Below are 26,370 nucleotides of genomic sequence, written 5' to 3'. Positions count from 1 at the left end.
ACGAATATGCGCGATGGGTGGGGTGCCGTTTTTCGCCCGGCGTGGCAAACCGAAGTCGGGGAGGTTCGCCGGTTCCTCAGGATCGGGTGATCTGCGTTTTGATTCCTTCGCTGCGGCGAACCAGGTCGCGGGCCTTGTCGATGTCGGTGAGGGGTACGCGGGCTGTGACCAGCGCCTTGTATACACACCTCAGTGGTGTGTGCCGGTGTCGGTGCCGTTTTGCAGAGTGGCTGCGCGGGCGGCCAGGTTTCGGATTTCATGCCAATTGCCGGAGGCCAGTGCGGAGGGGGGTGTGAGCCAGGATCCGCCGACGCAGGCCACGTTCGGCAGCGCGAGATAGTCGGGTGCGGTGTCGGGGGTGATGCCGCCGGTGGGACAGAAACGGATGCCGGGGAGTGGGCCGTGTATGGAGCGTAGGGCGGATGGGCCGCCTGCGGATGTGGCGGGGAAGAATTTCATGTGGGTGAAGCCTCTGTCGAGGACAGCCATCGCCTCGGACACGGTGGCGACCCCGGGGAGACAGGCCAGCCCGCTGTCGGCCATAGCGTCCAAGAGACCGGGAGTGGTGCCGGGGCTGACCAGGAAGCGGGCACCGGCTGCCGTTGCGGTTTCGATCTGGTGTGGCGTGAGTATCGTCCCGGCGCCGACGGTCATATCGGGAACTTCCGCGGCGATGCGTTCGATCGCGGGAAGCGCCGCCGGAGAACGTAGTGTGACTTCGATGATGCCGATCCCGCCGGCCACCAGCGCGCGGGCCACCGGAACGGCGATGTCGGGGTCGTCGAGTACGACGACGGGAACAACGGGTGCGATCTCGAGCGGATTCATCGAACCTCCTGGTCTGGATTATGGCGAGCCGGGCTGCGGCGGCGGTCAGCGCGGGAGCGTCGGCGATGGTGAGGTCGGTCGCACCGTCATCGAGGTACCCGCGCACCGCTCGGATGGCGACGAAGCGGCGGCGGAAGACGGAGCCGTCATTTGCGGTGCTGCGGAATGGCTGTGCTCCCTGGTCCGGGGCAGGCAGGGGCGGGTTGTGGTCATCATGCTGCTCCGAAGACGGTGGCTCCCCGGTCGGCGGGGCCGACCGCGCTGCGGAAGACAGCGAACAGCTCGCGACCGGCACCGTGGGATTCGGCCGATGCGGCAGCCGTCGGCCGGGCAGCGAATTCGGCCGGGTCGGCGAGGACGTCCAGTCGGCCGTTGTCGGCGTCGAGGTCGATGATGTCGCCGTCGGCGATGCGGGCGAGGGGTCCTCCTGCTGCTGCCTCGGGGGTGAGATGCATTGCGGTGGGAACCTTTCCGGAGGCGCCGGACATGCGCCCGTCGGTGACGAGTGCGACGGCGAAGCCGCGGTCTTGCAGCACGCCCAGTGCCGGGGTCAGCTTGTGCAGTTCGGGCATGCCGTTCGCCCGAGGTCCCTGGAATCGCATGACTGCTACCAGGTCGCGGTGGAGTTCGCCGGCTCGGAAGGCCGCGAGGAATGCCTCTTGATCGTCGAAAACTCGTGCGGGAGCGCGTACTACACGGTGTTCGGGGCGGACCGAGGACACCTTTATCACGGCGTGGCCGAGCGATCCGGTGAGCATCCGCAGGCCGCCGTCGGGGGCGAACGGGTCGGTCGCCGACCGCAGCACGGTCCTGTCGCTGCTCTCGGACGGCCCTGTGCGCCAGGCGAGTTCGCCGTCACCGAGCATCGGCACGTCGCGGTAGTGCTCACCCAGGCCTGGACCGGCCACGGTGTCGACGTCGTCGTGGAGCAACCCGGCGTCCAGTAGTTCGCCGATCAGGTAGGACGTGCCGCCCGCGGCGTGGAAGGCGTTGATGTCCGCGGCGCCGTTGGGATAGATCCTGGTCAGCGTGGGCACCACTGCCGACAGATCGGCGAAATCGTCCCAGCGCAAGTCGATTCCGGCTGCGGCCGCGATCGCCACCAGGTGCATGGTGTGGTTGGTGGAGCCGCCGGTGGCAAGCAGCGCCACCACAGCGTTGACGATCGCACGCTCGGAGACGATTGCGCCGATCGGCGTCGCTCCGCCGCGCAGTGTGGTGAGTTCGACGATGCGCTGGCCGGCTGCGGCGGTCAGCGCCTGGCGCAGCGGTGTGCCCGGTGCGACGAAGCTGGCGCCGGGTAGGTGCAGACCCATCACCTCCATCAATAATTGATTGGAGTTGGCGGTGCCATAGAAGGTGCAGGTTCCCGGGCTGTGGTAGCTGGCAGCTTCCGCGGCCAGCAGCTCGGTCTGGCCCGCCCTGCCCTCGGCGTGCAGCTGCCGGACCCGGCTCTTGTCGGTGTTCGGCAGGCCGGAGGGCATTGGCCCGGCCGGCACCAGGATCACCGGCAGGTGGCCGAAGGCCAGCGCGCCGATCACCAGGCCGGGCACGATCTTGTCGCATACCCCGAGCAGCAGGGCGCCGTCGAACATGTCGTGTGCCAGCGCCACAGCGGTCGACATTGCGATCACGTCCCGGCTGAACAATGACAGCTCCATCCCGGCCCGGCCCTGTGTGATCCCGTCGCACATCGCTGGGACACCCCCGGCGAATTGAGCCACGCCCCCGGCGCCAGCGACCGCGGTGCGCAGTAGGTCGGGGTAGTCGTGGAAGGGCTGGTGCGCGGAGAGCAGATCGTTGTAGGACGACACGATCGCGATATCGGGGTGGGCTGAGCCGCGCAGCGCCAGTTTGTCCGCCGGGTTGCAGGCGGCGAAGCCGTGCGCGAAATTGCTGCACGCCAACGACATCCGGGTCGGGCCGGCGGAGGCTGCGCGCCGGATGCGATCGAGGTAGGCGCGGCGGGTGGCCGCGCTGCGGGCGGTGATGCGGGCGGTAACTTCGCGGACGACGGGGTGCGGGGTCACTGCTGGTTCTCCTCGTGCCAGGTGCGGCCGTCGCGTTCGATGAGCGCGGTCGCCGCGGCCGGTCCGCCGGTGCCGGCGGCGTAGCGGCGCGGCGGCTGGTCGGACTCGGCCCAGGCCGCCAGGATCGGTTCGACCCAGGTCCACGCCGCTTCGATCTCGTCACGGCGCATGAACAGGGTGGGGTTGCCGCGCATCACATCGCCCAGCAACCGTTCGTAGGCATCGGGCAACCGGTCGGCGAAGGCTTGGGCGAAGCTGAGGCTCAGCGGTACCTCCCGCAGCCGCAGCCCGCCCGGACCGGGCACCTTGGTGACCAGTCGCAGATGTACTCCCTCGTCGGGCTGCAGCCGCAGCACCAAACGGTTGGCGACGAGTTCGACATCATCGACCTCGGGGAACACCGAATGTGGCACGCCGCGCAACTGCACCACGATCTCGGCGGCGTGCCGGTCCAGCCGCTTGCCGGTGCGCAGGTAGAACGGCACCCCGGCCCAGCGCCAGTTCTGCACCTCGACCTTCAGCGCTGCGAAGGTCTCGGTGTCGCTGTGGCGTCCGTCGAGCTCATCGGTGTACCCGGGCACCGGGCAGTTGCCAACCAACCCGGCGGTGTACTGGCCGCGGACGGTGGCGCACGCCACCTCCGGGCCGCGCAGCGGCCGAAGCGCCTGCAGCACTTTGAGTTTTTCATCGCGCACCGCCTCCGGCTGTACCTGGGCGGGCGGTTCCATCGCGACCAGGCACAGCAGTTGCAGCAGGTGGTTCTGCACCATGTCCCGCAGCGCGCCGGCCCCGTCGTAGTAGCCGATCCGCCCGCCGACACCGAGGCTCTCGCTGACGGTGATCTGCACATGGTCGATCGAGCCGGAATGCCACAGCGGCTCGAACAGGGCATTGGCGAACCGGAGCACCAGCAGGTTCTGCACCGTCTCTTTGCCCAGATAGTGGTCGATGCGGAAGATCTGCTCCTCGGCGAACACCGTGCCCACCTCGTCGTTGATCCGCCGGGCAGAGGCCAGGTCGTGGCCGATCGGCTTCTCCAGCACCACTCGGGACCGCGCGGTGACCAGCCCGCTGCGGTGCAGACCGGAACTGATCGGCCCGAACAGGCTCGGTGCACACGCCAGATAGAACACCCGGGTTCGGCCCGGATCCGGCAACGCGACAGCCAGGTCGCGCCAGGCGTCGGCTTCCTCCACGTCGAGACCGACGTCGAGGGTGACGTGATGAAGGCGGCGCACGAACGACTCGACGGCACCGGCCGTGCGGGTACCGGCGGGCAGGAACTGGCCCAGGTCACCGGAGATCTTCACGCGGTATCCCACATCGTCCAGCCCGGCCCGGGAGACCGCGATGATGCGGGTGTCCTCGGTCAGCTGACCGTCGAGGTCGCGGAGGTAGAGCGCGGGCAGCAGCTTGCGCACGGCCAGGTCGCCGGTGCCGCCGAACACGACGATGTCACACGGTGGGATGCGAGCAGGGACCGTCAACACGAACTCCTTGGGTCGAGCGTTGTGAGCCAACGAACAGCACGCTAGAGACCCTTAGGGCTTATTGCAAGCAAACTTTAGTCTTTAAAAGACCTAACTTGCCCATAAGTCAACCTGAACAGGACGGATACTGTGCTTGTCGGAATACGATTGGTGCCGACCGGGGCGAGGAGGAACGCTGGTGGGTCGACCGATGGCAACGCCCGGGACCACGGCCGGGGACGTGCTCGGCCTCATCCGCGGTCACAAAGCGGTGACGCGAGCCGATATCCGCCGCGTGACCGGACTGTCCCGCACCGCAGTCACGCTGCGCGTGGAGCAGCTACTCGAACACGGACTGGTCGCGGAACGAGCAGAGGGCGGATCGACCGGTGGTCGCCCCCCGACCCGCCTGGCGTTCAACCCTGAATCGGGCACGGTGCTGGCCGCCTCCATCGGCGCCAGCCGAGCCCAGGTCGCGGCCTGCGATCTGGTCGGAACAGTGCTGACCGAATCGGAGTTCGCGGTGCCGTCGACCGGCGACGCCCAGGCAGTGTTCGGTATGGCGGCCGAGCACCTGCGACGGCTGATGGCAAAGCTGCCGCCGGAGCAATCCGTATACGGGTTGGGTGTGAGTGTGCCGAGCGCAGTCGATATCGCCACCGGGCACAGCCTGGCCGCCGGAACTGGGGTCGGCGAGGTCGCAGTCGCGGAGTTCTTTGTGGAGCAGTTCGCGGTCCCGGTGCGAGTCGACAGCGACGTCAACGTGCTGGCACTGGCCGAGCACAGGCGCCACCCCGAGGTCGACGACCTGCTGGTGCTCAAGACGTCCACCGGTATCGGAGCGGGCATCATCGCCGGTGGACGGCTGCAGCGGGGCGCCTGGGGCGCGGCAGGCGATATCGGGCACATCAAGCTCGGCGGCGGCGACGATCGGCCCTGCCGCTGCGGCGACCGCGGCTGCTTGGAGACCGAGGCGGCCGGGTGGGCGCTGCTGGGCCGGTTCACCGATCTCGGCCGACCGCTGTCCGGCCTGCCAGAACTGGCGGAGCTGGCACGGGGCGGTGACCCGGACGCGGTGCGGCTGGTGCGCGAGGCCGGTCGGCGCATCGGTGAGGTGCTGGCCGCCGCGGTCAACCTGCTCAACCCCGCCGTCGTCGTCGTGCGCGGCGATCTCTCGCACGCTTTCGAACCGATGGTGGCCGGCCTGCGGGAACGCATCTACCAGTACTCCTCGGCGCTGTCCACCAGCAACCTGCGCATCGAGCCCGGCGCCGACGACGCCCCCACCGGCATCCAGGCCTGCGCCGCCATGATCCTCGACCGCATCCTGGCCACGGACGCGATCAACGCACTGCTCGACGATGTGCGTCACTGACCGGCATCGGCACCCGTCGACCCGGGCCAGCGGATGGGAGTGGTAATGGCGACACCGGGCCGATATCCTGTGCATATTGTGGGGAGGCCGACCATGGATGCTCTGCAAGTACCGCATCTGAGAGCCACCGCAGACTTGGAACTCCGCCCGTGGTCGTTGTCTGCGGCAGACCTCGAGCTTGTCAGGGAAGCCTCTGCCGACGACCTGATTCCTATAACCACGATGCCGGCGACCTTCGCGCGCGAGGCCGCAACGCGGTTTGTCGAACGCCAGTGGCAACGAGCGACCGATCGAACCGGATACCCGATGGTGATCGCCCGGCAACGGGACAACAAACCACTGGGAAGTATCGACCTGTGGTTGAAGGACATCGACGAAGGCCGCGCATCGCTCGGCTACTGGGTGGTCCGCTCTGCCCGCGGCCATGGCGTCGCCGCGCATGCTCTGGCGGCAATGGCTACCTGGGCGCTGGAAGAGCTGCATATCCCACGGCTCCAGCTCTATGTGGAACCTTGGAACCGCGCTTCGATCCGCACTGCGGAAAGAGCCGGTTTCGAATGCGAAGGGCTCCTCAGATCGTGGCAGAAGGTCGGCAATCGACGCCGCGACATGTTCATGTACGCGCGCCTGGCAACGGGAACCCTCGCCGAGGCGGATCAGGTTTGCACCGGTTAGACCTCAATGACCGGTTGCCGGCGGTCGCGGGTGACCGTGAACCGATATCACTGCTGGCACAGTGTTCGATAGGCCCCGGCGGTGCCGGGGTTGGTCGACCCTCACGGCCTCGCTTGTAAAATTAGTTAAAATCAGTCGAGACTATGCTTGATCTGCGTTTGTACGCACAGCCAGTGGATAAATCCGCTCGAAAACATCTGATGAATCGCTCACCCTCTCTATGAGAGGACCGTCCGATGGGTTTTGCAGAGATGCGCCGATTCCGGCGTGATCCGTTGGGTTTCCTCGAGAATCTGCGCCGGACCAGCCCGGTAGAGGTGTTCGGGCTGCCGTGGGGCGGGTGGTGTGTCGGCGATACGGGTCTGGCGCTGACGGTGTTGAGTGACCGCGCTTTCAATGCGGGGAAGTCCGGGTTCTTCGGTTCTATGCTGCCTTCGCGGTCTGCTCAGGTCGATTTCGGCCGCGCGGTGCGCGCGATTCTGCGGACGTATACCCCCGAGTATCGCGAGTCCCTGGCGGCGGCGGTCATCGAAATGCCCTCCGTCACCCGCTGGCCCGCAGCGGGGGTCGAGCTGGTGTATCGGTGCACCGCGGACGTGTTGCTGCACCCCGATGGTTCTCCCGAGTTGCGGCAGTTACTGGAGCGAAATGCACGCGTGGGCGCGCTTCGCCCGGCCCGAATGGCGCAGCGGGCGCGGGCGCAGCTGTTGCGCGCCAAGCTGTCCACCGTGCTGAACGCGCAGATCCGGGACCGGCGCAGCGCCACCGGCCGCACTGCCGAAGCCGAACCACGGGATCTGCTCGATGCTGTGATCGGTGCCTGTCCCGACGGCGTCGCCGATACAACGGTGGCGCAGTTGTATGTGCTGATGTTCCGGTCCATTGTGGGACCGCTGGGCTACTCGCTCGCGTGGTCGGTGCTGCTGGGCAGTCTCCACTCTCCCGGCTCACCATGGCCTTGGCCCGTCGACTGGGTGGTCCGTGAGGCCCTGCGGCACCGGCCGGTCTCCTGGATGGTCAGCCGTCCCGTCCCCTATCCCGCCGAGTTCGGGGGGATCGCCTTCCAGACCGGCGACCTGCTGTCCGTCAGCCCCTATCTGCTCCATCACGACAACGAACACTGGACCAGGCCAGAGGCATTCCAACCCGACCGCTGGATTCGACCGAGCGAACACGGCCCATTTGTGCCCTTCAGTTCCGGCCCCTTCACCTGCGCCGGCGCCGCGGTCGCCCACGATCTGGTCACCGATGCAGCCACCACCCTCATCGAGAACACCTCTCTGCGCGTCATCGGCGGCGGTGATACCCGCCCGATCGTGACCAATGCCGCGACCCCCAGGCCGTTCACCCTGCGGCGCACCCCCACAAGCCCTGTCCGCGCCCGACCGAGCCCCAGGAAGGAGGTGACATCATGATCAAGGCATTGCGGTTCATCATCACCAACAAGCCGACCCGTACCTGGGACCCCGCTCAATACGGATGATTCTGCTACCGGCTGGATGGCTCGACCAACGCCAACCAGCCCTCGGTCATCGGGTGGCGCCCCCGATGACATCGCGTTTCCACCGGGGTCTTTGGAGTGGATGAAGCGTCCCGAGATCCCCAACCTGTACGGCGGGGATTCGGGGAACACCATCGTGGTGGGACAAGATCGTCGACTACGTCGAGGGCGAGGTGTGGCCCAACGCCAAAACCGACATCGCGTATCGAGCGGTTTTCAGCTGCTCGCAGCCGTGAAGGCTGAGCTGGGTACCTGGTCGCCGATGGCCTCGGCGCGGGCGCCATGCCGAGCACCTCCCCGCACGGCCCGAGGAATTCGGTCAGCCCACGATCGGCACGCAGGTCGTCCAAGTCGAGGATCCGCTCGGCCTCGGTGACAGCGAGCCGCAGGCAGGCCAGCGCGTCGGCACCGCGTGCCGTCGGAGTCACGGCAATGGCCAGGCAATATTTCGTCGCGTAATCGATCACCGCGCAGATCCGCCAGATGCCGCCACCGCTGGTTTCGAATTCGCTGAAATCGGTTTGCCGGACTCGATCGCGTTGTGTCGGTGGATCGTGGAACACCTTGCGCCGCAGCATCGCCCACGACTTAACGGTCCGCCCGATAGCCCTGCGGCAGCAACAGTCCCCGCCGCCGCAGAGCTCCTTGCACCGTCGAAGTCGAGACCTCGTGACCGTCGGCGCGCATCAACGCCGCGATCTTGCGATGCACCCACGCAGGCCATTCCTCGGCGTATTTCGCCGCGATCGGTTCGAACCGGTCGACCTTCGGCGCGGGCCATGGACCGCAGTTTTGCCATCGCGTGGGCGTCGACCCCTTGCGGTTGGCCTTGTCGTAGGTTCGTGCCCTGGGCAGGAATGGACGACTGGGCCCTTCAAGTCGAAATGCTTGAAACACCCCATGTGGTTCGCGCGATGAGACGATTATGTTGCCGGGGCGGCTGTGGAAGAAGCTGACATGATCGACGGAATGGGCGTTGCCACTTACGTGGCCGCTGCGTTGGGGGCGACAGGCGGACGGGCCGTGGACCGATCGCTGGATCAAGGGTTGACCGCTCTCACCGGCACGGTCACACGCAGGCTAGGACGGCGCGCACTCGACGACCTCGACCGGAATCCGCACAGCATGGCCGCACGCCGCCAGCTCGCCGATCAGATCGAACGCACGGCATCCGCCGACGCGGAATTCGCCCGCGAACTCGCGGCCTTGCAAGCCACGCTCGACAGACTGAACGGCGCAACCGTGATCAACACCGCGACTCACGGTAGCCGAATCGTCACCGGCAGCAAAGGCATCACGGCCGGGGGCAGCATTCACAACACCACATACGACGTAGCATCGGATGAAGATCTGTCCCGAGCTCCGATCTGGACCAAGACACTGTTGTGGATCGGCTTGGTGTTCGTCGGTATCGGCTTCGCCGGCGGTCTGATCGGCGTGTCCCAAGGCGGGTCGGTGTCAGAGCAGTTCAACTTGCTGCCGTTCTTCCTCATCGGCGGTGTCCTCATGACCTTCGCCGAGCTCGGCGCGAGAACGTCGACACCTAGACGCCGCCGGTAGGCCGGAAGCGTCCGGAGTCTGCCTGCGCCGCTGCGGGCCGAGCAGAGCATCGCGCGACGAGTGAGATCCGCAGTGGGAAAGTTCGAAACGCCGCATGCGGTTCGTTCGATGAGATGATTGTGTTGCTGGGGCGGCTTGGGAGGAGGCTGACATGATCGACGGAATGGTCGTTGCGGCATATGTGGCTGCGGCGCTGGGGGCAGCCGGTGGACGGCTCGTGGACCGGTCACTGGATCAAGGACTGACCGCCCTCACCGGCGCAGTCACACGCAGACTGGGACGACGCGCGCTCGACGACCTCGACCGAAATCCGAACAGCATGGCAGCACGCCGTCAACTTGCCGACGCTATCGAACGCGCGGCATCCACCGACGCGGAATTCGCCCGCGAAATCGCCCAACTCCGAGACAGACTCGACCGGAATAACGGCCCGACCATCATCAACACCGCCACCCACGGCAGCCGAATCGTCACCGGCGGAGATGGCCTGACTGCTGGTGACGACGTCTATAACACCACCTACGATTCCCCGGCTCCGGGCGATCTGTCACGGGCACCTCTCTGGAGCAGAGTCCTGATCTGGATCGGCACGACAATCGGAGTGATCGGCTGGGCGATCGCCGCGATCGCGATTGCCCAGCACACGCCAGGGCACATGAACGATGCCACAAACGGATTCGTGGTCTTCATGATCGGAATCGGCATCGCGCTGGTGGGGCAATACGGCGCCAGCACGTCGAGGCCTCGACGGCGGCGGTGACGCTGAGGGTTCGAGCGGACGGTGCTGCGTGCCGTTAAGGCCCGGGTAGGCGGAAACGTTCGCGCTCGGTTTCGAAGTCGAAGCTGTCGCGGCGCTGCACCCGGATGGTGCGCGGGATCTCCAGATCCGTTGGGCAGCTTGCGGTTTCCAGCATCAGTCGCTTTTCCAGCGCGGCCAGGCTCGGTGCGGTCAGATCGCGCGGGGCACCGACCAGGCTCAATGCGATCTCATAGGTGCGCCTGGCACCGGGCTCCTGGCCGGGATGGTCTACCCGCCACTGGGTTTCGAGCAGGATGTGCTCGGGCGCGTCGGGCTCGACGGGGAGGGTGAAGCGCCATGCGAAGACATCGCGGTCCTGGAGGTGGTCGTCCACCACCTCGCGTACCGAGTCGACGACGCGATCGAGGGTTTCCGGTGTGACATAAACATGGAGCGAGGCATCCGAAATCCGTTTCGGCATGTCTGATTCCTGTCGTGTGTCGAACCATCAACGGCGGAAACTATCCGTGAAAGCGGGCGCGTGCGCGCAGGGGGAGTCTAATCCCTCTGGGTATCAGTTGGACACTGCGCCCTGCGTGTCACCTGATCCGCTGGGCGGCAAGGAAGGCTGCCAGCGGTGCGGGCGCCGACCCGGGTTGCACGACGAGGCCGCCGCGCTCGTCTTCGACCGGCCTGGCCTGTTCGTGCGGCGCCAACGCCAGCAGCAGCGGCACCAGCGCCTCGGCGATCTGGTCACCCACTTGGCAGAACGCGGCTTCGGACAGGCCGACCGGATCGGCGATGTTCTCCCGGCCGACCAGCGCGAGATCGTGGCGGGCCTGGTGCATATCCGCGATCGTCTGCGCCCCGGTCACCTTGGCGATGCGATGGGCCTCCAGCAGCGTGAAGGTCCGTGACCCCGCGCCGAAGCCCATCCCCGCCGCCTGATCCCGGATCTGTTCGGTCATGGCGAGTACCAGGTCCGCGCGGTCGATCAGCTCCGGCTTGAGCTTGCGCGCCCGGAAATTGTCGGCGTTGGCCCCCAGTCCCTCGATGGCGCGCGCTGCGAGCGGTTCCACCGGAAATCCCACCAGCGCACGGGTTCCCGCGCTCTCGGCGGTGAGCCCGGGCAGATCGTATTCGACCGCTACGGCGCGGGTGAGCCGCTCGGCGATCACCGAACGACAGACATTGCCGTTGCAGACGAACAGGACGTGCATGCCGATACGGTAAGCCGCTCCAGCGCCGACCAGAAGGCCGTCGACATCGAATCACACCCCGACGAGCACATATTCATCTGCTGGTCAATTGCCGTACACGAATTACGCCCCGGTATTCAGAGAGACGCTCGATACGCGTTGCCGGTAGTCGGCCGATCGGTAATCGAGGTCTGGGCGTCCTGCTGAAGTTACCCCGGCACAACCGATTTCAACCATCACGGTATCGCCACGTTTGGGAACCGATTCGACCCGACTCAGTCGGACTCCTCGGAGTAGTAAGTGGATTCGGCGACCACCGGCGCCACCTTGGCGTCTTCATTGTTCACCCGCCCCCGGGTCGAGAACATCCGGCCGCGCGAGGCCACGACGGGCGCGAATCGCGGCAGTCCCGAGGTCACCGTCATATCGTCGTACATCGCGTCGATGCCGCCGCGCATGAAGTAGGCCTCGTGCCAGAACCCGGTCCCGCCCGAGTCGCGCAGGAACTTCTGCCACCAATCCCGGTGCGGCGCAGAACGCGTCCAGCGTTCCAGCGAATCCAGGTCGCGCCAATACTGCCGCGCCCCCCAATGCGGCGGGAACAGCGACCAGATCACGTCCTCGTGCGATAACAGCCCGTCCGGGCGATCCTCGTGGGACCGATAGAGTTTCGGGCCGAGGCCGAGCAATCGCAGCATCCCGCGCGGCTTGCGCACCCTCATCCCGAGATAGATGACGACCAGATCCGGATACCCGGACAGGTCGACGGTGGTCCTGTTCACCCGCATGTCGCAACCTCCGCAACCAGGGTGCCTACCGGCAACCCTCTGCAGGAACAACGACCGAGGCGAACGTTCAGTTCGACGACCACCGGGTAGCGACCCTGACCGCCGCCAAACAGAACGGTCCATGCTCATAAGAAGCATGGACCGTTCGCGGGTTGGTGCCGATTGTGGGACTCGAACCCACACGTCCTTTCGGACAACGGTTTTTGAGACCGTCGCGTCTGCCAGTTCCGCCAAATCGGCGCACGATGGGAAGCATAGCGGGTGACTGTCGAAAATCACGAATGGGCTGGCTCGAGAGTGATCGTCGCCCCGTTTGCGCAGGGTATATGGGTTGTATGCGGAACTGAAAGGTAGTCTTTACAGCACTCGATAGCGACGGTGGGTCGATGGACCGGTACATGGACCACGGCCACCTTTTCGCGTGTCGGGGACACGGCATCGGAACCAGAGGGGTCTACCTATGAGCAACACAGCAGGGGGCGCCGGCACGAAGCGGGACGCCGGGGCGAAGCGGGTCGTCGTCGCGGAGGACGAGGCGCTCATCCGTATGGATCTGGTGGAGATGCTGACCGAAGAGGGCTATCAGGTTGTCGGTGAGGCGGGCGACGGCCAGCAGGCGGTCGATCTGGCGGTGGAGCACCGGCCGGATCTGGTCATCATGGATGTGAAGATGCCGCGCCGCGACGGTATCGACGCGGCGGCCGAGATCGCGTCGAAACGTGTTGCGCCGGTGGTGATTCTGACCGCGTTCAGTCAGCGCGACCTGGTCGAGCGGGCGCGCGACGCCGGTGCGATGGCCTATCTGGTGAAACCGTTCACGAAGTCGGATCTGGTGCCCGCCATCGAACTGGCGGCCAGTCGCTTCCACGAGATCACCGCGCTGGAGAGCGAGGTCGCCAATCTGGCCGAACGCCTCGAGACGCGCAAGCTGGTCGAGCGGGCCAAGGGCGTGCTCATGCAGACCCAGGGATTGTCAGAGCCGCAGGCGTTCAAGTGGATTCAGCGCACGGCGATGGATCGCCGCACTACCATGAAGGCGGTAGCCGAGGTGGTGCTGGAAAATCTGGCACCGAAGTAGGCCGGTCCGTGCGCCCCGGCCGATGAAGGCCGGAAATTTTACTTTCCGGAAACCGGATCGCGATGAAAAATTCGAAACGATGTCAATCGGATGACCCGAATGTGATGCGCAGCTAACGTACCAACGCTATGTTCTGACCGGGCTGACGTGGTCGGCCTCCTCGGAGAGAGCCCGGGGGAGCACAGGACGTAGAGGTGAAACGTGCTTAGTTCGACATGGCGCAGTCGTTCGATGCGGGGTGCATTGGCCATCGGAGCCGCCGCCGCGCTCGTGCTGACGGGGTGCAGCGATAAATCGACCGACAGCGGCTCGGGCGGCACCTCCGGTGCTGGCGGCGCCGGTGGTTTGAAGATCCAGCCGGTCATGCAGATCGACGCCAACGGCAAGCAGGTGCCCAAGTCGGACAGCGCCGCTGCCACCGACCCGGCCGGTGATGGCAAGGCCACCTGCCCGGCGGGCACTTCGATCGCCATGGCGGGCGCGCTGACCGGCCCGGACGCGGCCCTCGGCATCAACATTGTCGATGGCGTCAAGCTCGCGCTGGACAAGCACAACAAGGCCAACCCGGGCTGCAAGATCGAACTCAAGCAGTTCGACACCGAGGGCGACCCGCAGAAGGCCACTCAGGTCATCCCGCAGATCGTCAGCGACAAGTCGGTCATCGGTCTGGTCGGTCCGGCGTTCTCTGGTGAGACCAAGGCGACCGGCAAGATCCTCAGCGACGCGGGCCTGGTCTCCACGACCGCCTCGGCCACCAACGAGACGCTGACCCAGAACGGCTGGACCAGCTTCTTCCGCGGTCTGGCCAATGACGGTGTACAGGGTCCGTCGGTTGGTAAGTACCTGGTCAACACCGCGGGCTACAAGAAGGTCTGCGTCATCCAGGACAACACCGACTACGGCACCGGTCTGGCCAAGTCGATCATCGAGGGCCTCGGCTCCGCGAACGACGCGTCCTGCAACGCCAGCATCAAGAAGGGCGATAAGGACTTCTCCGCCACGGTCACCAAGATCGCGAGCGCGGCGCCCGACGCCGTCTTCTACTCCGGCTACTACTCCGAGGGCGCGCCCCTGGCCCAGCAGCTGAAGTCCGGTGGCGTCAAAGCGGTCTTCGTCTCCGCCGACGGCACCAATGACCCGCAGTTCGTCGCGCAGGCCGGCAGCTCGTCCAAGGGCGCGGTGCTGTCGTGCCCGTGCGGTCCGGCGCCGGACAAGTTCGCCGCGGACTACAAGGCCCTCAATGGTGCGGAGCCGGGTGTGTACTCGGTCGAGGGATACGACCTGACCACGATCCTGGCCAAGGGCATCGACGGCGGTAAGCTCACCCGTCCCGACCTGCTGGAATACGTGCGGTCCTACGACGGCAACGGTCTGGCGCGTCAGTACAAGTGGAATCCGACCGGCGAATTGTCCAACGCGCTGATCTGGATCTACGAGGTCAAGTAGCCCCACAACCTGGACAGCGGCACGTGCGGGGGTCGTGATCCCCGCACGTGCCGCTGTCCGGTGGGCGAATGAAGTGTGAGGGCACAAGACGAATGAAATCAACGGCATTGGCTGGCGCTGTACAACTCGCCAGCGGATCGATCGACTTCAACTACCACGGGGTGATCGATAACTTCTGGCGGCTGACCGTCGACGGGGTGACCTACGGCTCTATCTATGCCTTGGTCGCCGTGGGCTATACCCTGGTCTACGGTGTATTGCGGCTGATCAATTTCGCCCATTCGGAAATATTCATGCTCGGCATGTTCGGTCAATTGATCGGGCTCATGCTCTTCGGTTTCGTGGCGAATCCCGACGTGTACACCCAGGGCATCGTCCTGACCGTCACCTATCTCGCGCTCGCGATGATCATCGGCATGCTGGTATCCGGTGGTGCCGCAGTCGGATTGGAGCGCGTGGCCTATCGGCCGTTGCGCAAACGCGGGGCCAAACCGCTCAGCTTCCTGATCACCGCGATCGGCATGTCGTTCGTGATCCAGGAATTCGTGCACTTCATCCTGCCGAAGATCAATCCCAAACTCGGCGGCACCAATGCACAGCAGCCGATCAAACTGGTCGAGCCGAGCGTGCAGTTCAGCTTCTTCGGCGCCGACATCGACAACATCAAGGTGCTCATCGTGCTGGCCGCGATCGCGCTGGCGATCGTGACCGAGGTGTTGATCAACCGGACCAAATTCGGGCGCGGTATTCGCGCCGTCGCGCAGGACCCCGATACCGCGACGCTGATGGGCGTTTCGCGGGAGCGGGTCATCATGCTGACATTCTTCATCGGCGGCGTGCTCGCGGGTGCGGCCGCACTGCTGTACGCGATCAAGATTCCGCAGGGCATCATCTACTCCGGCGGATTCATCCTCGGCATCAAGGCATTCAGCGCCGCGGTGCTCGGCGGCATCGGCAATCTGCGCGGTGCGCTGCTCGGCGGCATCCTGCTCGGTGTGGTGGAACAGTACGGCCAATCGCTGCTCGGCTCGGAATGGCGCGATGTCGTCGCCTTCGTCGTGCTGGTGCTGGTGCTGATGGTGCGCCCGACCGGCATCCTCGGTGAGAGCCTCGGGAGGGCCCGCGCATGACCGACCTGACCAAGACACCCGATGCGCCGTCGCCCGAGACGCCGCAGGCAGCAGCTCCGAGACGTGGTGTCGGCGATGCGATTCGGACCTGGTGGGACGGCCTGAGCCGCCCCGCGCAATGGGGCGTCGGCGTGCCGATCCTCATTCTGCTCGCACTGCTTCCGCTGTTCCCGCCGCCGCTGCTGGATACGCCCGGCTATAACTTCGGCCTGGTCATGGCGCAGGTCGCGATGTACGCGCTGATCGCCATCGGCCTGAATGTCGTTGTCGGACAGGCGGGTCTGCTCGACCTCGGCTACGTCGGCTTCTACGCCATCGGCGCCTATACCGTCGGCCTGCTCACCAGTCCCAACAGTCCGTGGAATCAGACCGATGGCGGCTGGCTGAATCCGACCTGGGCCTGGATGGCCTGTCTGCCGATCGCGGTCGCGGTGACGGCCATCTCCGGCATCATCCTCGGCACCCCGACGCTGCGGCTGCGCGGTGACTATCTGGCGATCGTCACCCTCGGCTTCGGTGAGATCGTCCGGTTGCTCGCCGACAATCTCTCCGACATCACCAACGGCAGCCTGGGTCTGTCCGGTGTCGCCTTCCCACACGTCGGCGAATCCGACAGCAAGCCGGAGGGTGTTTTCTCCGGCGGTAACAGCGGCAATGCCGATAGCGCGAATCTGCTGGACCGGGCCAGCTATGGCACCTGGTGGTACTGGTTCGCCATGGTGTTGGTGATCATCGTGCTGCTCATCGTCGGAAATCTGGAACGCAGCCGGGTCGGCCGCGCCTGGGTGGCCATCCGCGAGGACGAGGACGCCGCGGAGATCATGGGCGTGCCGACCTTCAAGTTCAAGCTGTGGGCCTTTTTGATCGGCGCCGCCGTCGGCGGCATGTCCGGTGCGATCTACGCCGGTCAGGTCCAGTTCATCAATCCGACCGGGTTCAACATCATCAACTCGATGCTGTTCCTGTGCGCCGTCGTCATCGGTGGTCAGGGCAATAAGCTCGGCGTCATCTTCGGCGCGTTCATCATTGCCTATCTGCCCGCGCGGCTGCAGTCGGTGAAGTTGGTGAGCAATGAGTCCACCGGGTACATCCTGTTGGCGATCGATGTGCTGGTCTTCGTCGGGTTGGTCGTCGTCTGGAAGTACAAGAGCGACGATATGAGCCCATGGCCGCGGCGCGGCTGTATCACGGGCATGGTGGTCACCGGCGTCATGGGCGCGCTGTTGCTCGGCAGCGTATTGCTGTTCCGGGTCGGCGGCGCCCAGTCCCTCGGCGACCTCAAATACATGTACTTCGGAATTACCTTGGTGGTCATGATGATTCTGCGGCCACAGGGTCTGTTCCCGGTGCGGCAGAAGCTGCTCACCTTCGGTAGGCAGGTGTATCAGGCCGTGCGCAAACCGGCCGAGCGTGAATTGATCGGAGCGCGACAATGACCGGGCCCGGAGCGGGTGACGCCCTGTTCGACAATGAGGATATGGCGGCCGGCTATGCGGCTCCGCCGGAGGTCGAGAGCGCGGGCGAGGTCGATGTCACCGCCGTGATCCCGGTGCTCGCCGATGCCGAGGTCGTCGCGGATGTGGTTGCGCCACACCGCGAAATCGAAACCGCGGTGGGTGCGCCGCTGCTGCGCACCGATGAGCTCACGGTGAAGTTCGGCGGTCTGACCGCCTTGGACAAGGTCAGCTTCGAGATCCGCCGCGGCGAAATTCTCGGACTGATCGGACCCAATGGCGCGGGCAAGACGACCTGCTTCAACGCCATTACCGGTGTCTACAAACCGGCCTCGGGTCTGGTGTATTTCGACGGCAAACCGCTGACGAAGACCAAGCGCAACGAGATCACCCGGCTCGGTATCGCCCGCACCTTCCAGAATGTGCGGCTCTTCGGTGAGATGACCGCGCTGGAGAATGTGGTGGTCGGCACCGACGCCAGGCACAAGACCTCGGTGCCCGGTGCCATCTTCCGCACTCCGCGCCATCGCAGCGAGGAGAAGGACGCGATCGAGCGCGGCATGGCCCTGCTCGAATTCGTCGGCATCGCACCGCGCGCGGTGGAGAAGGCGCGCAATCTGTCCTATGGCGATCAGCGCCGACTGGAGATCGCCCGCGCGCTGGCCACCGAGCCGAAACTGCTCTGCCTGGACGAACCCGCGGCCGGGTTCAATCCGAGCGAGAAGTCGGCACTGATGGATCTGATCCGCAAGATCCGTGACGACGGGTTCACTGTGCTGCTGATCGAGCACGATATGCGCCTGGTCATGGGTGTCACGGATCGAATCGTGGTGCTGGAGTTCGGTCGAAAGATCGCCGATGGGCTGCCCGCGCAGATCCGCGACAACCCGGATGTGATCGCGGCGTATCTCGGTGTTCCCGACACCGAGGCCGCGGCGGCCGAGAAGGTCACCGCCACAACCGAAGTGGTCGAACCGGAACCGCCCGCCGCCGAACCGGCCGCGCCCGTCGCGCCCGCGGCCCGTGACTTCAGCCAGGCACCGCCGCTGCTCGAGGTCGACGATATGGTGGTCAACTACGGCAGAATCCAAGCGCTGCACGGGGTTTCGCTGCGGGTGGCGGAGGGTGAGCTGGTCACGCTGCTCGGTGCGAACGGTGCGGGCAAGACCACCACCATGCGTGCGCTGTCGGGCCTGCTGCCGCTCACCCGCGGCAAGATCAAGTTCGAGGGCCGCGATATCACCCAGATGAAGGCGCACGAGCGGGTCACCCACGGGTTGATCCAGGCACCGGAGGGCCGGGGTGTCTTCCCCGGTATGACGGTCCAGGAGAACCTCGATATGGGTTGCTACGGAAGGGCTTTCAAGCAGAAGGCGGAGTACGGTCAAACGCTGGAGTGGGTCTTCGAACTGTTCCCGCGGCTGTCGGAGCGGCGCAAGCAGGTCGGCGGCACGCTCTCCGGCGGTGAGCAGCAGATGCTGGCCATCGGCCGCTCGCTCATGGCCCGCCCGCGCCTGCTGCTGCTCGATGAACCGTCGATGGGCCTGGCGCCCATGGTGATTCAGCAGATCTTCCGGATCATCAGCGAGATCAACCAGCAGGGCACCACCGTACTGCTGGTGGAGCAGAACGCCCAGCAGGCGCTGACCCGTAGCGATCGCGCCTACATTCTGGAGACCGGTGAGGTCACCAAGAGCGGTATCGGCGGGGATCTGCTCACCGATCCCGCGGTGAAGTCGGCCTATCTGGGCGTGGGATAAGAGTCGGCGACAAGTCGGGCCCGTCCATGGGCGCCTCGAGGCATGATGGCGAGCATGGACGGGCACGACGAACTCACGAATCTGGCCGACCGATACTGGGACAGCGTGCTGGCGGCCGCGCCGAGCACGGCTACCCTGCTCGGCGACCACCGCTTCGATGATCGCATCGAGGACCTGTCGCCCGAGGCTCAGCAGCAGCTGCTGGCGACCTTGGGCGAACTGCGCGATCAGGTCGTCGGCCTCGATGCCGACGCGCTGAGCGGCGACGACCGGGTCACCCGTAGTCTGTTGCGCACCGAATTGGATACGGCCATCGACAATTTGGCGTGGCGGCCGACCGAACTGGCCTCGGATCAGATGGACGGCGTGCACGCCGGAATGCTCATGATGGCCACCCAGACCAAGGCGCCGCAGCCGGAAAACGCACTCGCCCTGGTGCAGCGGCATCGTCAATTCGGCGCGCTGTTCGACCAGGCGGTCCAGCAGTTCCGCAACGGCCTGGCCGCGGGTCGCGCACCCGCGCGCATCACCATCGAGCGCGCACTCAACCAGCTCGACGGCTACCTCGGCTCCGATCTCGCCACCGATCCGTTCACCACCTTCGCCGGACCGTCGGATTGGGACTGGGAGGCGGCCTGGCGCGCCGAACTCACCGAGGTCGCCCGCGATGTGATTCGCCCTGCCTTCCAACGCTATCGGGACGTACTGGCCGACGAACTGCGTCCGGCCGCGCGTCCCGACGACAAATGCGGCCTGTGCTGGCTCGGCGCCGACGGCGAGGATATCTACCGGCGGCAGTTGCGCCGCCACACCACCCTGCCCGACCTCGGTGCGCAGGAGATCCACGAACTCGGCATATCCGAATTGGCGGCGCTGCGTGAGGAATACGCCGCCGTGGGCACCCGGCTGTTCGCCACCGCCGATACCACCGAGATCTTCACCCGGCTGCGCCAGGATCCGGAACTGCGTTACGGCAGCGGCGAAGAGATCATGGCCGATGCGCGACGCGCCCTCGGTGCGGCGGTCGCGGAGATGGGCAACTGGTTCGGTCGCCTGCCCAAGGAAACCTGCGATATCGTCGCGGTGCCGGACTTCCTGGCCGCGGATGCGCCCGCGGCGTACTATTTTCCGCCCGCGGCGGACGGCTCCCGGCCCGGCACCTACTTCGTCAACCAGCACGAACCCACCGGCCGCAGCCGCTACGAGACGGCCGCGGTGGCCTACCACGAGGCGATTCCGGGACATCATCTGCAGCTCACCATCGCCAATGAGCTCGATCACCTGCCGCGCTTCCAACGCCAGTCGTTCGCCAATACCGCTTTCGTCGAAGGCTGGGCGCTCTACACCGAACGCCTGGCCGACGAAATGGGCTTGTACGCCGACGATTTGGATCGCGTCGGAATGCTCGCGGCGGACTCGTGGCGCTCGTGCCGACTCGTCGTCGACACCGGCATCCACGCCAAGGGCTGGAGCCGTCAGCAGGCCATCGACTTCATGGTCGCCAACGCGCCGGTCGGGCTGGCCGAGATCGAGGTCGAGGTCGACCGCTACATCGCGATTCCGGGGCAGGCCGTTGCGTACAAGGTCGGCCAGCTCGAGATTCGCGCTCAGCGCCGCCGGGCCGCCGAGCGGCTCGGCGCTGCCTTCGATATCAAGGCATTCCACGATGTGGTGCTCGGCGCCGGGTCGGTCAGCCTGCCGGTGCTGCGTGAACTTGTGGCCACACTGTGACCCGCTGACCCCGTCTCCGAGTTGCGGGTGGGGTCGGGCGGGGTTCCAATGAATGTGCGGTGATCGAGCTCCACAGGGGGATCATGAACAGCACGTTCAGCTCTCGGCTCGGTCCGTTGCGCGGTCGGCGGCTGGTGCTCGCCGGGGTGGCATTCGGCGTGGTCGGCGCGCTGGCGGCGGTGACGCTGTTCGTGGTGAACGGACAGTCCGCTGATGCCCGTGAAATGCGTACGGCGCGGGTGATCTCTGAGAATTCGATGATGCCGGGATTCGCCGGTGCGCTACCCGAATCGGCGAATCCGGTCGGAAACGCCGCGCCGCCGGTCGCCGCCGCGCCCTTGGCCGGGGCGGCACCGGCCGGGTTGCCGGTGGCATCGAGTCGCCCGGTGCAGGCGCTGGCCGACCATCCGCTCTTCGCCCAGCATGCGGGCCTCGGCAGGGTCGATTGCAAATTGCCTGCCTGGCGCGACGATCCGGAGGCGGCGCGGGCGTTCTATCGGGCCGCGATCGCCTGCCTCGACGCATCCTGGGAACCGACACTGCGCGGGGCCGGACTGCCGTTCCATCCGCCGCGGCTACTCGCCCCCGCGGAGTCCCGTGAGGTCACCAGCCAGTGTGTGCAGCGGCTGCGCAATGGCCCGACGACCTTCTACTGCGCCCTCGACGAAACGCTGGTCCTGCCGTACGACGGGATGCGCCCGCTGGCCAGTGGCTCCCGCCGCGGTGCCCAATTGGCCGTACTGACCACCGAATACGGACACCACGTGCAGAACCTGATCGGCGTCATGCAGGCCTACACCGAAAAACGTTCGACCCTCGGCAAGGACAGCACCGCGGGCCAGGAGCAGAGCCGTCGCATGGAACTGCAGGCCCGCTGCTTCTCCGGCATGTTCCTCGGCACCAACTACGGCCGCGCCGATATCGACGAACAAACCTGGAACGAGGCATCCCATACCGTCCGCAGCACCGGCGAGGCCGGCAATCCGCGCATGCAGGGCACCGAGGAAAACGTGTGGGGCTGGTGGAAATGGGGCTCCGACAAGGGCGACACCTGGGAGTGCAACACCTGGTACAGCTCCCCGGCCCACGTCGAATAGCCGCGCAGCCGAGCGGCGCAGAAGCTACTGCGCTACGGGTCGATTCTCGGTCAGTACCTCGAGCACGGCCGCGGTATCCAGATAGAACGGCCGGATCTCGGTGATCAGGCCGTCTCGGAAGGTCATCAGCTGCATAACCGAGGTCGCCAGCGTCCGGCCGGTCGCGCGGGCCAGCAGTCGGCCGCGGTTGTAGATGACCACCGTCTCGCCGTCGACCACGAACCGCTGCTCGATGAATTCCAACGAGCCCCAGGTCCGGCTCATGGCCGCCATGAATTTCTCGATGCCATCGGGGCCGTGCCATTCGCCGCCGTAGGGCAGGTGCTCGGCCTGGTACATGACGACATCGGGAGCCAGGCAGGCGGCCATGGCATCGAAGTTCGCGCCCTCGGTGATGTAGGCGGCTTCGGCGGCGAAGAACTGCTGCAGTGCTGCAAGGGTTGTGGTCACCGGCAAATCATTGCCGTCGGGCGCGAGCTCTTCTGGCGGGAATCGGACGGCTCGGTGGACTCGCATATCTTGGGGGTGCCGCGGCTGTGGATTGTCGGTGGGGCTCCCTAGACTCTTGCACGTGACCCCAGCGACTACTGATCAGCGTTCCAGTGCCCCAAAGGCGACGGGTACAGCCGTGCCAGCCGGTGAGCAGCCGACGTTGTTGCTGTTGGACGGGCATTCGATTGCCTATCGCGCATTCTTCGCATTGCCCGCGGAGAACTTCAAGACGGTCACCGGGCAGACCACCAATGCGGTGTACGGATTCACCGCCATGCTGATCAACCTGTTGCGGGACGAGAAGCCGACGCATATCGCGGCGGCCTTCGATGTCAGTCGCAAGACTTTTCGCACCGAGGCGTATCCGGAGTACAAGGCCGGGCGCAATGCCACGCCCGATGAGTTCCGCGGTCAGGTCGAACTCACCAAGGATGTGCTCGGCGCCATGGGGATCCCGGTCATGGCGATCGACGGCTTCGAGGCCGACGATCTGATCGCGACCATCGCGACCCAGGCCGTGACCGAGGGGTTCCGTGTCTTGATCGTCTCCGGTGACCGCGATGCCATCCAGCTGGTCAGCGATGAGGTCACGCTGCTCTACCCGCGCAAGGGCGTCTCCGATCTGACCCGGTTCACTCCGGATGAGGTGATGGCCAAATATCAGCTCACTCCGGCTCAGTACCCGGACTACGCGGCGCTGCGCGGCGACCCCAGCGATAACCTGCCGGGCATTCCGGGCGTCGGGGAGAAGACCGCCGCCAAGTGGATTCGCGAATACGGCGATCTCACCACCCTTGTCGACAAGGTGGACGAGGTGAAGGGCAAGGTCGGCGACGCGCTGCGCGCCAATCTCAGCAGTGTGGTGCTCAACCGCCAGCTCACCGAGATGGTCCGCGACGTCCCGCTGCCCTATACCCCCGAACAACTGGCCCAGCAGCCGTGGGATCGCAACAAGATCCACCAGCTCTTCGACGATCTGGAGTTCCGGGTACTGCGCGATCGGCTCTTCGAAACCCTGGCCCCGCCGGAGCCCGAGGCCGAATCCGGCTTCGAGATCAGCGGCGGTGCGCTCGAAGTCGGCGCGGTCGCCGCCTGGCTCGTCGAGCATGCGAAAGCCGGTGTCCGCCATGGCATTTCGGTCGTCGGCAGCAGCATGCCGGGCAACGGTGACGTGCGCGCGCTCGCCATCGCCGCCGCGGACGGTGAAAGCGGTTATATCGATGTCGCCGTGCTGACCCCGGAAGACGAAGCCGCTCTCGGCAGTTGGCTCGCCGATGCCGCCGTGCCGAAGGCGCTGCACGAGGCCAAGGCCGCGATGCACGCGCTGCGCGGACGCGGCTGGACCCTGGCCGGCCTCACCAGCGATACCGCCCTGGCCGCCTACCTGGTCCGCCCTGGCCAGCGCAGCTTCAATCTCGACGATCTGTCACTGCGCTACCTGCACCGTGAGCTGCGCGCCGAGACCGATGAAACCCCGCAGCTGTCCCTGCTCGACGATGCGGACACCGTCGACGCCGAGGCGGCGCAGACCGAAATGCTGCGCGCCAGGGCGGTGCTCGACCTCGCCGAGGCGCTCGACGGCGAACTGCGCCAGATCGAATCCAGCGCGCTGCTCGACGATATGGAACTGCCCCTGCTCGGTGTCCTCGCCGAACTCGAGAATGCGGGTATCGCGGTCGATATCGACCAGCTCGAGACCCTGCAGCGGCAATTCGCCGATAAGGTCAGCGATGCGGCCAACGCCGCCTATGGGGTGATCGGCAAGCAGATCAACCTCGGCTCGCCCAAGCAGCTGCAGGTGGTGCTCTTCGACGAGCTCGATATGCCGAAGACCAAGCGCACCAAGACCGGCTACACCACCGACGCCGACGCGCTGGAATCGCTGTTCGAGAAGACCGAGCATCCATTCCTGCGGCATCTGCTCGAACACCGCGATGCCACCCGGCTCAAGGTCACCGTCGACGGTCTGCTCAAATCCGTCGCCGACGACGGTCGCATCCACACCACCTTCAACCAGACCATCGCCGCGACGGGACGACTGTCCTCGACCGAGCCGAATCTGCAGAACATCCCGATCCGCACCGACACCGGCCGTCAGATCCGCGACACCTTCGTCGTCGGCTCCGGCTACCAGTCGCTGATGACCGCGGACTACAGCCAGATCGAAATGCGCATCATGGCCCACCTCTCCGGCGACGAGGGCCTGATCGAGGCGTTCAATTCCGGTGAGGATCTGCACACCTTCGTCGCGTCCAAGGCGTTCGACATTCCGCTGTCCGAGGTCAATCCCGAGATGCGCCGCCGGATCAAGGCGATGTCCTACGGCCTGGCCTACGGTCTGAGCTCCTACGGCCTGTCCACCCAGCTGAAGATCAGCACGCAGGAGGCCAAGGAGCAGATGGACGTCTACTTCGACCGCTTCGGCGGCATCCGCGACTACCTCTACGAGGTCGTCGAACAGGCCCGCAAGGTCGGCTACACCGAAACCCTCTTCGGCCGCCGCCGCTACCTGCCCGATCTGGACTCCAGCAACCGCCAGCGCCGTGAGGCCGCCGAACGCATGGCCCTCAACGCGCCCATCCAGGGCACCGCCGCCGACATCATCAAGGTGGCGATGATCAACGTGCACAAGGCGATTCGGGAGGCCGGCCTGCGCTCGCGGATGCTGCTGCAGATCCACGACGAGTTGGTCTTCGAGGTCGCCGGCGGGGAGAAGGACACCCTGGAGGCACTGGCCCGCGAACAGATGTCCTCGGCGATCACCCTGTCGGTCCCATTGGACGTGTCCGTCGGTACCGGCCGCAGCTGGGACGCCGCCGCCCACTGAGTGCGGTTGTGTGGCACACCGGACATGCGGTGTGCCACACCCGTTTTCACCATCGAACGGTCACCGCTCGCGCCGCACCAGCTTCGCCGAGCCCGCACCGCGGTCGATCCGGTCGCGCGGCGGCGCACCATCGGACTCGTCCTCTCTGTGCATCAATGTCGTCTGCCGCTGCTCGAACTCGTAATGCTTGGAGCCCTGGAAGACCGCGGTCACTTGCTCGAATCCGGTCGTGGCGACCGGCGTGTGCTTGCGGTGACGGAACCATGGCAGGATCCGGCTTCCGGTGAGCCGATTCCACAGCACCTCGACGAACGCGAGGCCGCTCAGCACGATTGCCAACCCCGGGATGGTCATGGCGACAAGGGCACCCATGTGACCGAAGGTACCTTCTCGGCGGCGGCCTGCCATTCTTCTGTCGGACGATGCCTCTGAGCTGCGCGAATGATACTCGCGAGTAGGCACAACGGGGGTGCCAAATGTGGTTGCTATTGCGTCAATATGGACATATTCTGGTCCGCGTGCCGAATCCCGCCGACCGCCACAGCGCAGCGCTGAATGTCGCAGACCGCGACAGCGTCGTGCTAATTCCGCTTACCGCGATGGTGGCAGCCCGGCGACTTCTCGTAGTAACCCGCCGTAGCGGGGTCTGATTCGGACCGGCCCCCTCGCTGCGGGCTACTGATTACTTACTGCTGGTCCCCTCTGTCAATTGAGAAGACAATCCTCGGGAAGACCTACGCGCAATGACCATGCTGACTCTCGACACCAAGACGTTCATCGCCGCCGCGCCCAAGGCGCTGCGCGCCGAATGCGCCGATCTGACGCCGGCGCAGTTCCACGATCGCTATGGCGAGCTCACCGGCCCGATCCGGGTCGGCGACTGGTCGCCCGCGGGCAAGCGGAGCGCCGAGTTCACCGCGACCCTCGAATTCGCCGACCACCTGCGCACGGTGATCGCCACCGGTAGTCCGGTCGCGGCGATGACCTCGGCCCTCTACGACGAGGGTTATCCGGTCGAAATCCTGCAATTCCACCAGCGCCGCACCGAGGCGGGCACCGCGACCTTCGTGCAGTGCGAATGCAACGGCAGGCGGGGCTGGGGCGCGGCCCTGGCCGACGACGGCGCCGAATCCACCGTCCGCGCCATGATTGCGGGCGTGAACCAGCTGGGCGCCTGAGAGCGAACACGGA

Annotated in this window: 22 protein-coding genes, 1 tRNA gene and 1 pseudogene; 15 read left to right on the top strand and 9 right to left on the bottom strand. The window is 65.9% G+C overall.

All coding sequences use genetic code 11. The annotated features are described in order from the left end of the window. Positions 1-189: 189 nt before the first annotated feature. The 3 genes from eda to zwf all read right to left on the bottom strand — a co-directional run bounded on the left by eda (position 190) and on the right by zwf (position 4,345). On the bottom strand, positions 190-828 hold the full coding sequence (eda, locus tag ACQP0C_RS28845) for a bifunctional 4-hydroxy-2-oxoglutarate aldolase/2-dehydro-3-deoxy-phosphogluconate aldolase (RefSeq protein WP_433724950.1): 639 nt from the start codon (positions 826-828) through the stop codon (positions 190-192). Positions 829-1,040: 212 nt separating this feature from the next. Next, a complete protein-coding gene (gene edd, locus ACQP0C_RS28840; RefSeq protein WP_433724948.1) occupies positions 1,041-2,858 on the bottom strand; it encodes a phosphogluconate dehydratase in 1,818 nt (605 codons plus the stop codon). Next, the gene (gene zwf / locus ACQP0C_RS28835) at positions 2,855-4,345 is read right to left on the bottom strand and encodes a glucose-6-phosphate dehydrogenase (protein WP_433724946.1); all 1,491 of its coding nucleotides are present in this window, start codon (positions 4,343-4,345) and stop codon (positions 2,855-2,857) included. Before zwf ends, edd begins: the two co-directional genes overlap by 4 nt. A 193-nt stretch (positions 4,346-4,538) precedes the next feature. Between zwf and ACQP0C_RS28830 the strand changes: the two genes are divergently transcribed. From ACQP0C_RS28830 to ACQP0C_RS28810, 5 genes are all read left to right on the top strand, one after another. Continuing rightward, positions 4,539-5,702: an ROK family protein gene (locus ACQP0C_RS28830; protein WP_433724945.1), complete on the top strand. Its 1,164-nt coding sequence runs from the start codon at positions 4,539-4,541 to the stop codon at positions 5,700-5,702. Between the two features lie 93 nt (positions 5,703-5,795). Further along, positions 5,796-6,377: a GNAT family N-acetyltransferase gene (locus ACQP0C_RS28825; protein WP_433724943.1), complete on the top strand. Its 582-nt coding sequence runs from the start codon at positions 5,796-5,798 to the stop codon at positions 6,375-6,377. 236 nt (positions 6,378-6,613) lie between these two features. After that, positions 6,614-7,792, top strand: coding sequence for a cytochrome P450 (locus tag ACQP0C_RS28820; protein WP_433724941.1), 1,179 nt, complete (start codon positions 6,614-6,616; stop codon positions 7,790-7,792). 1,043 nt (positions 7,793-8,835) lie between these two features. Next, positions 8,836-9,438, top strand: coding sequence for a hypothetical protein (locus tag ACQP0C_RS28815; RefSeq protein WP_433724939.1), 603 nt, complete (start codon positions 8,836-8,838; stop codon positions 9,436-9,438). 151 nt (positions 9,439-9,589) lie between these two features. Next, the gene (locus tag ACQP0C_RS28810) at positions 9,590-10,198 is read left to right on the top strand and encodes a hypothetical protein (protein ID WP_433724937.1); all 609 of its coding nucleotides are present in this window, start codon (positions 9,590-9,592) and stop codon (positions 10,196-10,198) included. Between the two features lie 34 nt (positions 10,199-10,232). Here ACQP0C_RS28810 and ACQP0C_RS28805 read toward each other — a convergent pair whose 3' ends face one another. The 4 genes from ACQP0C_RS28805 to ACQP0C_RS28790 form a co-directional block, all read right to left on the bottom strand. Further along, positions 10,233-10,658 (bottom strand): hypothetical protein, encoded by a 426-nt coding sequence (locus ACQP0C_RS28805; RefSeq protein ID WP_433724935.1) that lies wholly within the window; start codon positions 10,656-10,658, stop codon positions 10,233-10,235. 118 nt (positions 10,659-10,776) lie between these two features. Next, on the bottom strand, positions 10,777-11,397 hold the full coding sequence (locus ACQP0C_RS28800) for a low molecular weight phosphatase family protein (protein WP_433724933.1): 621 nt from the start codon (positions 11,395-11,397) through the stop codon (positions 10,777-10,779). Between the two features lie 254 nt (positions 11,398-11,651). Beyond that, entirely contained in the window at positions 11,652-12,164 is a 513-nt protein-coding gene (locus tag ACQP0C_RS28795; RefSeq protein ID WP_433724931.1) for a monooxygenase family protein, read from the bottom strand. Positions 12,165-12,317: 153 nt separating this feature from the next. After that, positions 12,318-12,404: transfer RNA gene (locus ACQP0C_RS28790), tRNA-Leu, on the bottom strand. 220 nt (positions 12,405-12,624) lie between these two features. On the opposite strand from ACQP0C_RS28790, the gene ACQP0C_RS28785 reads away from it, so the two are divergent. The 8 genes and pseudogenes from ACQP0C_RS28785 (at position 12,625) to ACQP0C_RS28750 (ending at position 21,860) form a co-directional block, all read left to right on the top strand. Continuing rightward, the gene (locus ACQP0C_RS28785; RefSeq protein WP_354957663.1) at positions 12,625-13,242 is read left to right on the top strand and encodes an ANTAR domain-containing response regulator; all 618 of its coding nucleotides are present in this window, start codon (positions 12,625-12,627) and stop codon (positions 13,240-13,242) included. Between the two features lie 231 nt (positions 13,243-13,473). Beyond that, complete coding sequence (locus ACQP0C_RS28780; protein WP_433724929.1) at positions 13,474-14,688, top strand: branched-chain amino acid ABC transporter substrate-binding protein; 1,215 nt, start codon at positions 13,474-13,476, stop codon at positions 14,686-14,688. Positions 14,689-14,780: 92 nt separating this feature from the next. Then, positions 14,781-15,818 carry a branched-chain amino acid ABC transporter permease gene (locus tag ACQP0C_RS28775; protein WP_433679406.1) on the top strand — a complete coding sequence of 346 codons (1,038 nt, stop codon included), beginning with the start codon at positions 14,781-14,783 and terminating at the stop codon, positions 15,816-15,818. Further along, positions 15,815-17,254 carry a branched-chain amino acid ABC transporter permease gene (locus tag ACQP0C_RS28770; protein WP_433724927.1) on the top strand — a complete coding sequence of 480 codons (1,440 nt, stop codon included), beginning with the start codon at positions 15,815-15,817 and terminating at the stop codon, positions 17,252-17,254. Before ACQP0C_RS28775 ends, ACQP0C_RS28770 begins: the two co-directional genes overlap by 4 nt. Beyond that, positions 17,251-18,207 (top strand): annotated as a pseudogene (locus ACQP0C_RS28765) (ABC transporter ATP-binding protein); the annotation flags it as partial. The gene ACQP0C_RS28770 and the pseudogene ACQP0C_RS28765, both read left to right, overlap by 4 nt. A gap of 129 nt (positions 18,208-18,336) precedes the next feature. Then, positions 18,337-19,032, top strand: coding sequence for an ABC transporter ATP-binding protein (locus tag ACQP0C_RS28760; protein ID WP_364391948.1), 696 nt, complete (start codon positions 18,337-18,339; stop codon positions 19,030-19,032). A 54-nt stretch (positions 19,033-19,086) separates the two neighbouring features. Next, positions 19,087-20,763 (top strand): DUF885 domain-containing protein, encoded by a 1,677-nt coding sequence (locus ACQP0C_RS28755; protein ID WP_433724925.1) that lies wholly within the window; start codon positions 19,087-19,089, stop codon positions 20,761-20,763. An 83-nt stretch (positions 20,764-20,846) separates the two neighbouring features. Further along, positions 20,847-21,860 (top strand): neutral zinc metallopeptidase, encoded by a 1,014-nt coding sequence (locus ACQP0C_RS28750; protein ID WP_433724923.1) that lies wholly within the window; start codon positions 20,847-20,849, stop codon positions 21,858-21,860. Positions 21,861-21,884: 24 nt separating this feature from the next. On the opposite strand, the gene ACQP0C_RS28745 is transcribed toward ACQP0C_RS28750, so the two are convergent. Next, entirely contained in the window at positions 21,885-22,310 is a 426-nt protein-coding gene (locus ACQP0C_RS28745) for a nuclear transport factor 2 family protein (protein WP_433724921.1), read from the bottom strand. A gap of 121 nt (positions 22,311-22,431) precedes the next feature. Between ACQP0C_RS28745 and polA the strand changes: the two genes are divergently transcribed. Continuing rightward, on the top strand, positions 22,432-25,179 hold the full coding sequence (gene polA, locus ACQP0C_RS28740; RefSeq protein WP_433724919.1) for a DNA polymerase I: 2,748 nt from the start codon (positions 22,432-22,434) through the stop codon (positions 25,177-25,179). A gap of 60 nt (positions 25,180-25,239) precedes the next feature. Here the strand turns inward: polA and ACQP0C_RS28735 are convergent, their stop codons facing one another. Then, positions 25,240-25,551, bottom strand: coding sequence for a DUF6191 domain-containing protein (locus ACQP0C_RS28735; RefSeq protein WP_433724917.1), 312 nt, complete (start codon positions 25,549-25,551; stop codon positions 25,240-25,242). 371 nt (positions 25,552-25,922) lie between these two features. Between ACQP0C_RS28735 and ACQP0C_RS28730 the strand changes: the two genes are divergently transcribed. Then, a complete protein-coding gene (locus ACQP0C_RS28730; RefSeq protein ID WP_433724916.1) occupies positions 25,923-26,357 on the top strand; it encodes a 2-keto-3-deoxygluconate kinase in 435 nt (144 codons plus the stop codon). Positions 26,358-26,370: the final 13 nt, after the last annotated feature.

The organism is Nocardia sp. CA-129566 (genome assembly GCF_050956075.1).
Classification (GTDB): Bacteria; Actinomycetota; Actinomycetes; order Mycobacteriales; family Mycobacteriaceae; genus Nocardia.
This window is presented reverse-complemented; position numbering and strand designations above follow the sequence as displayed.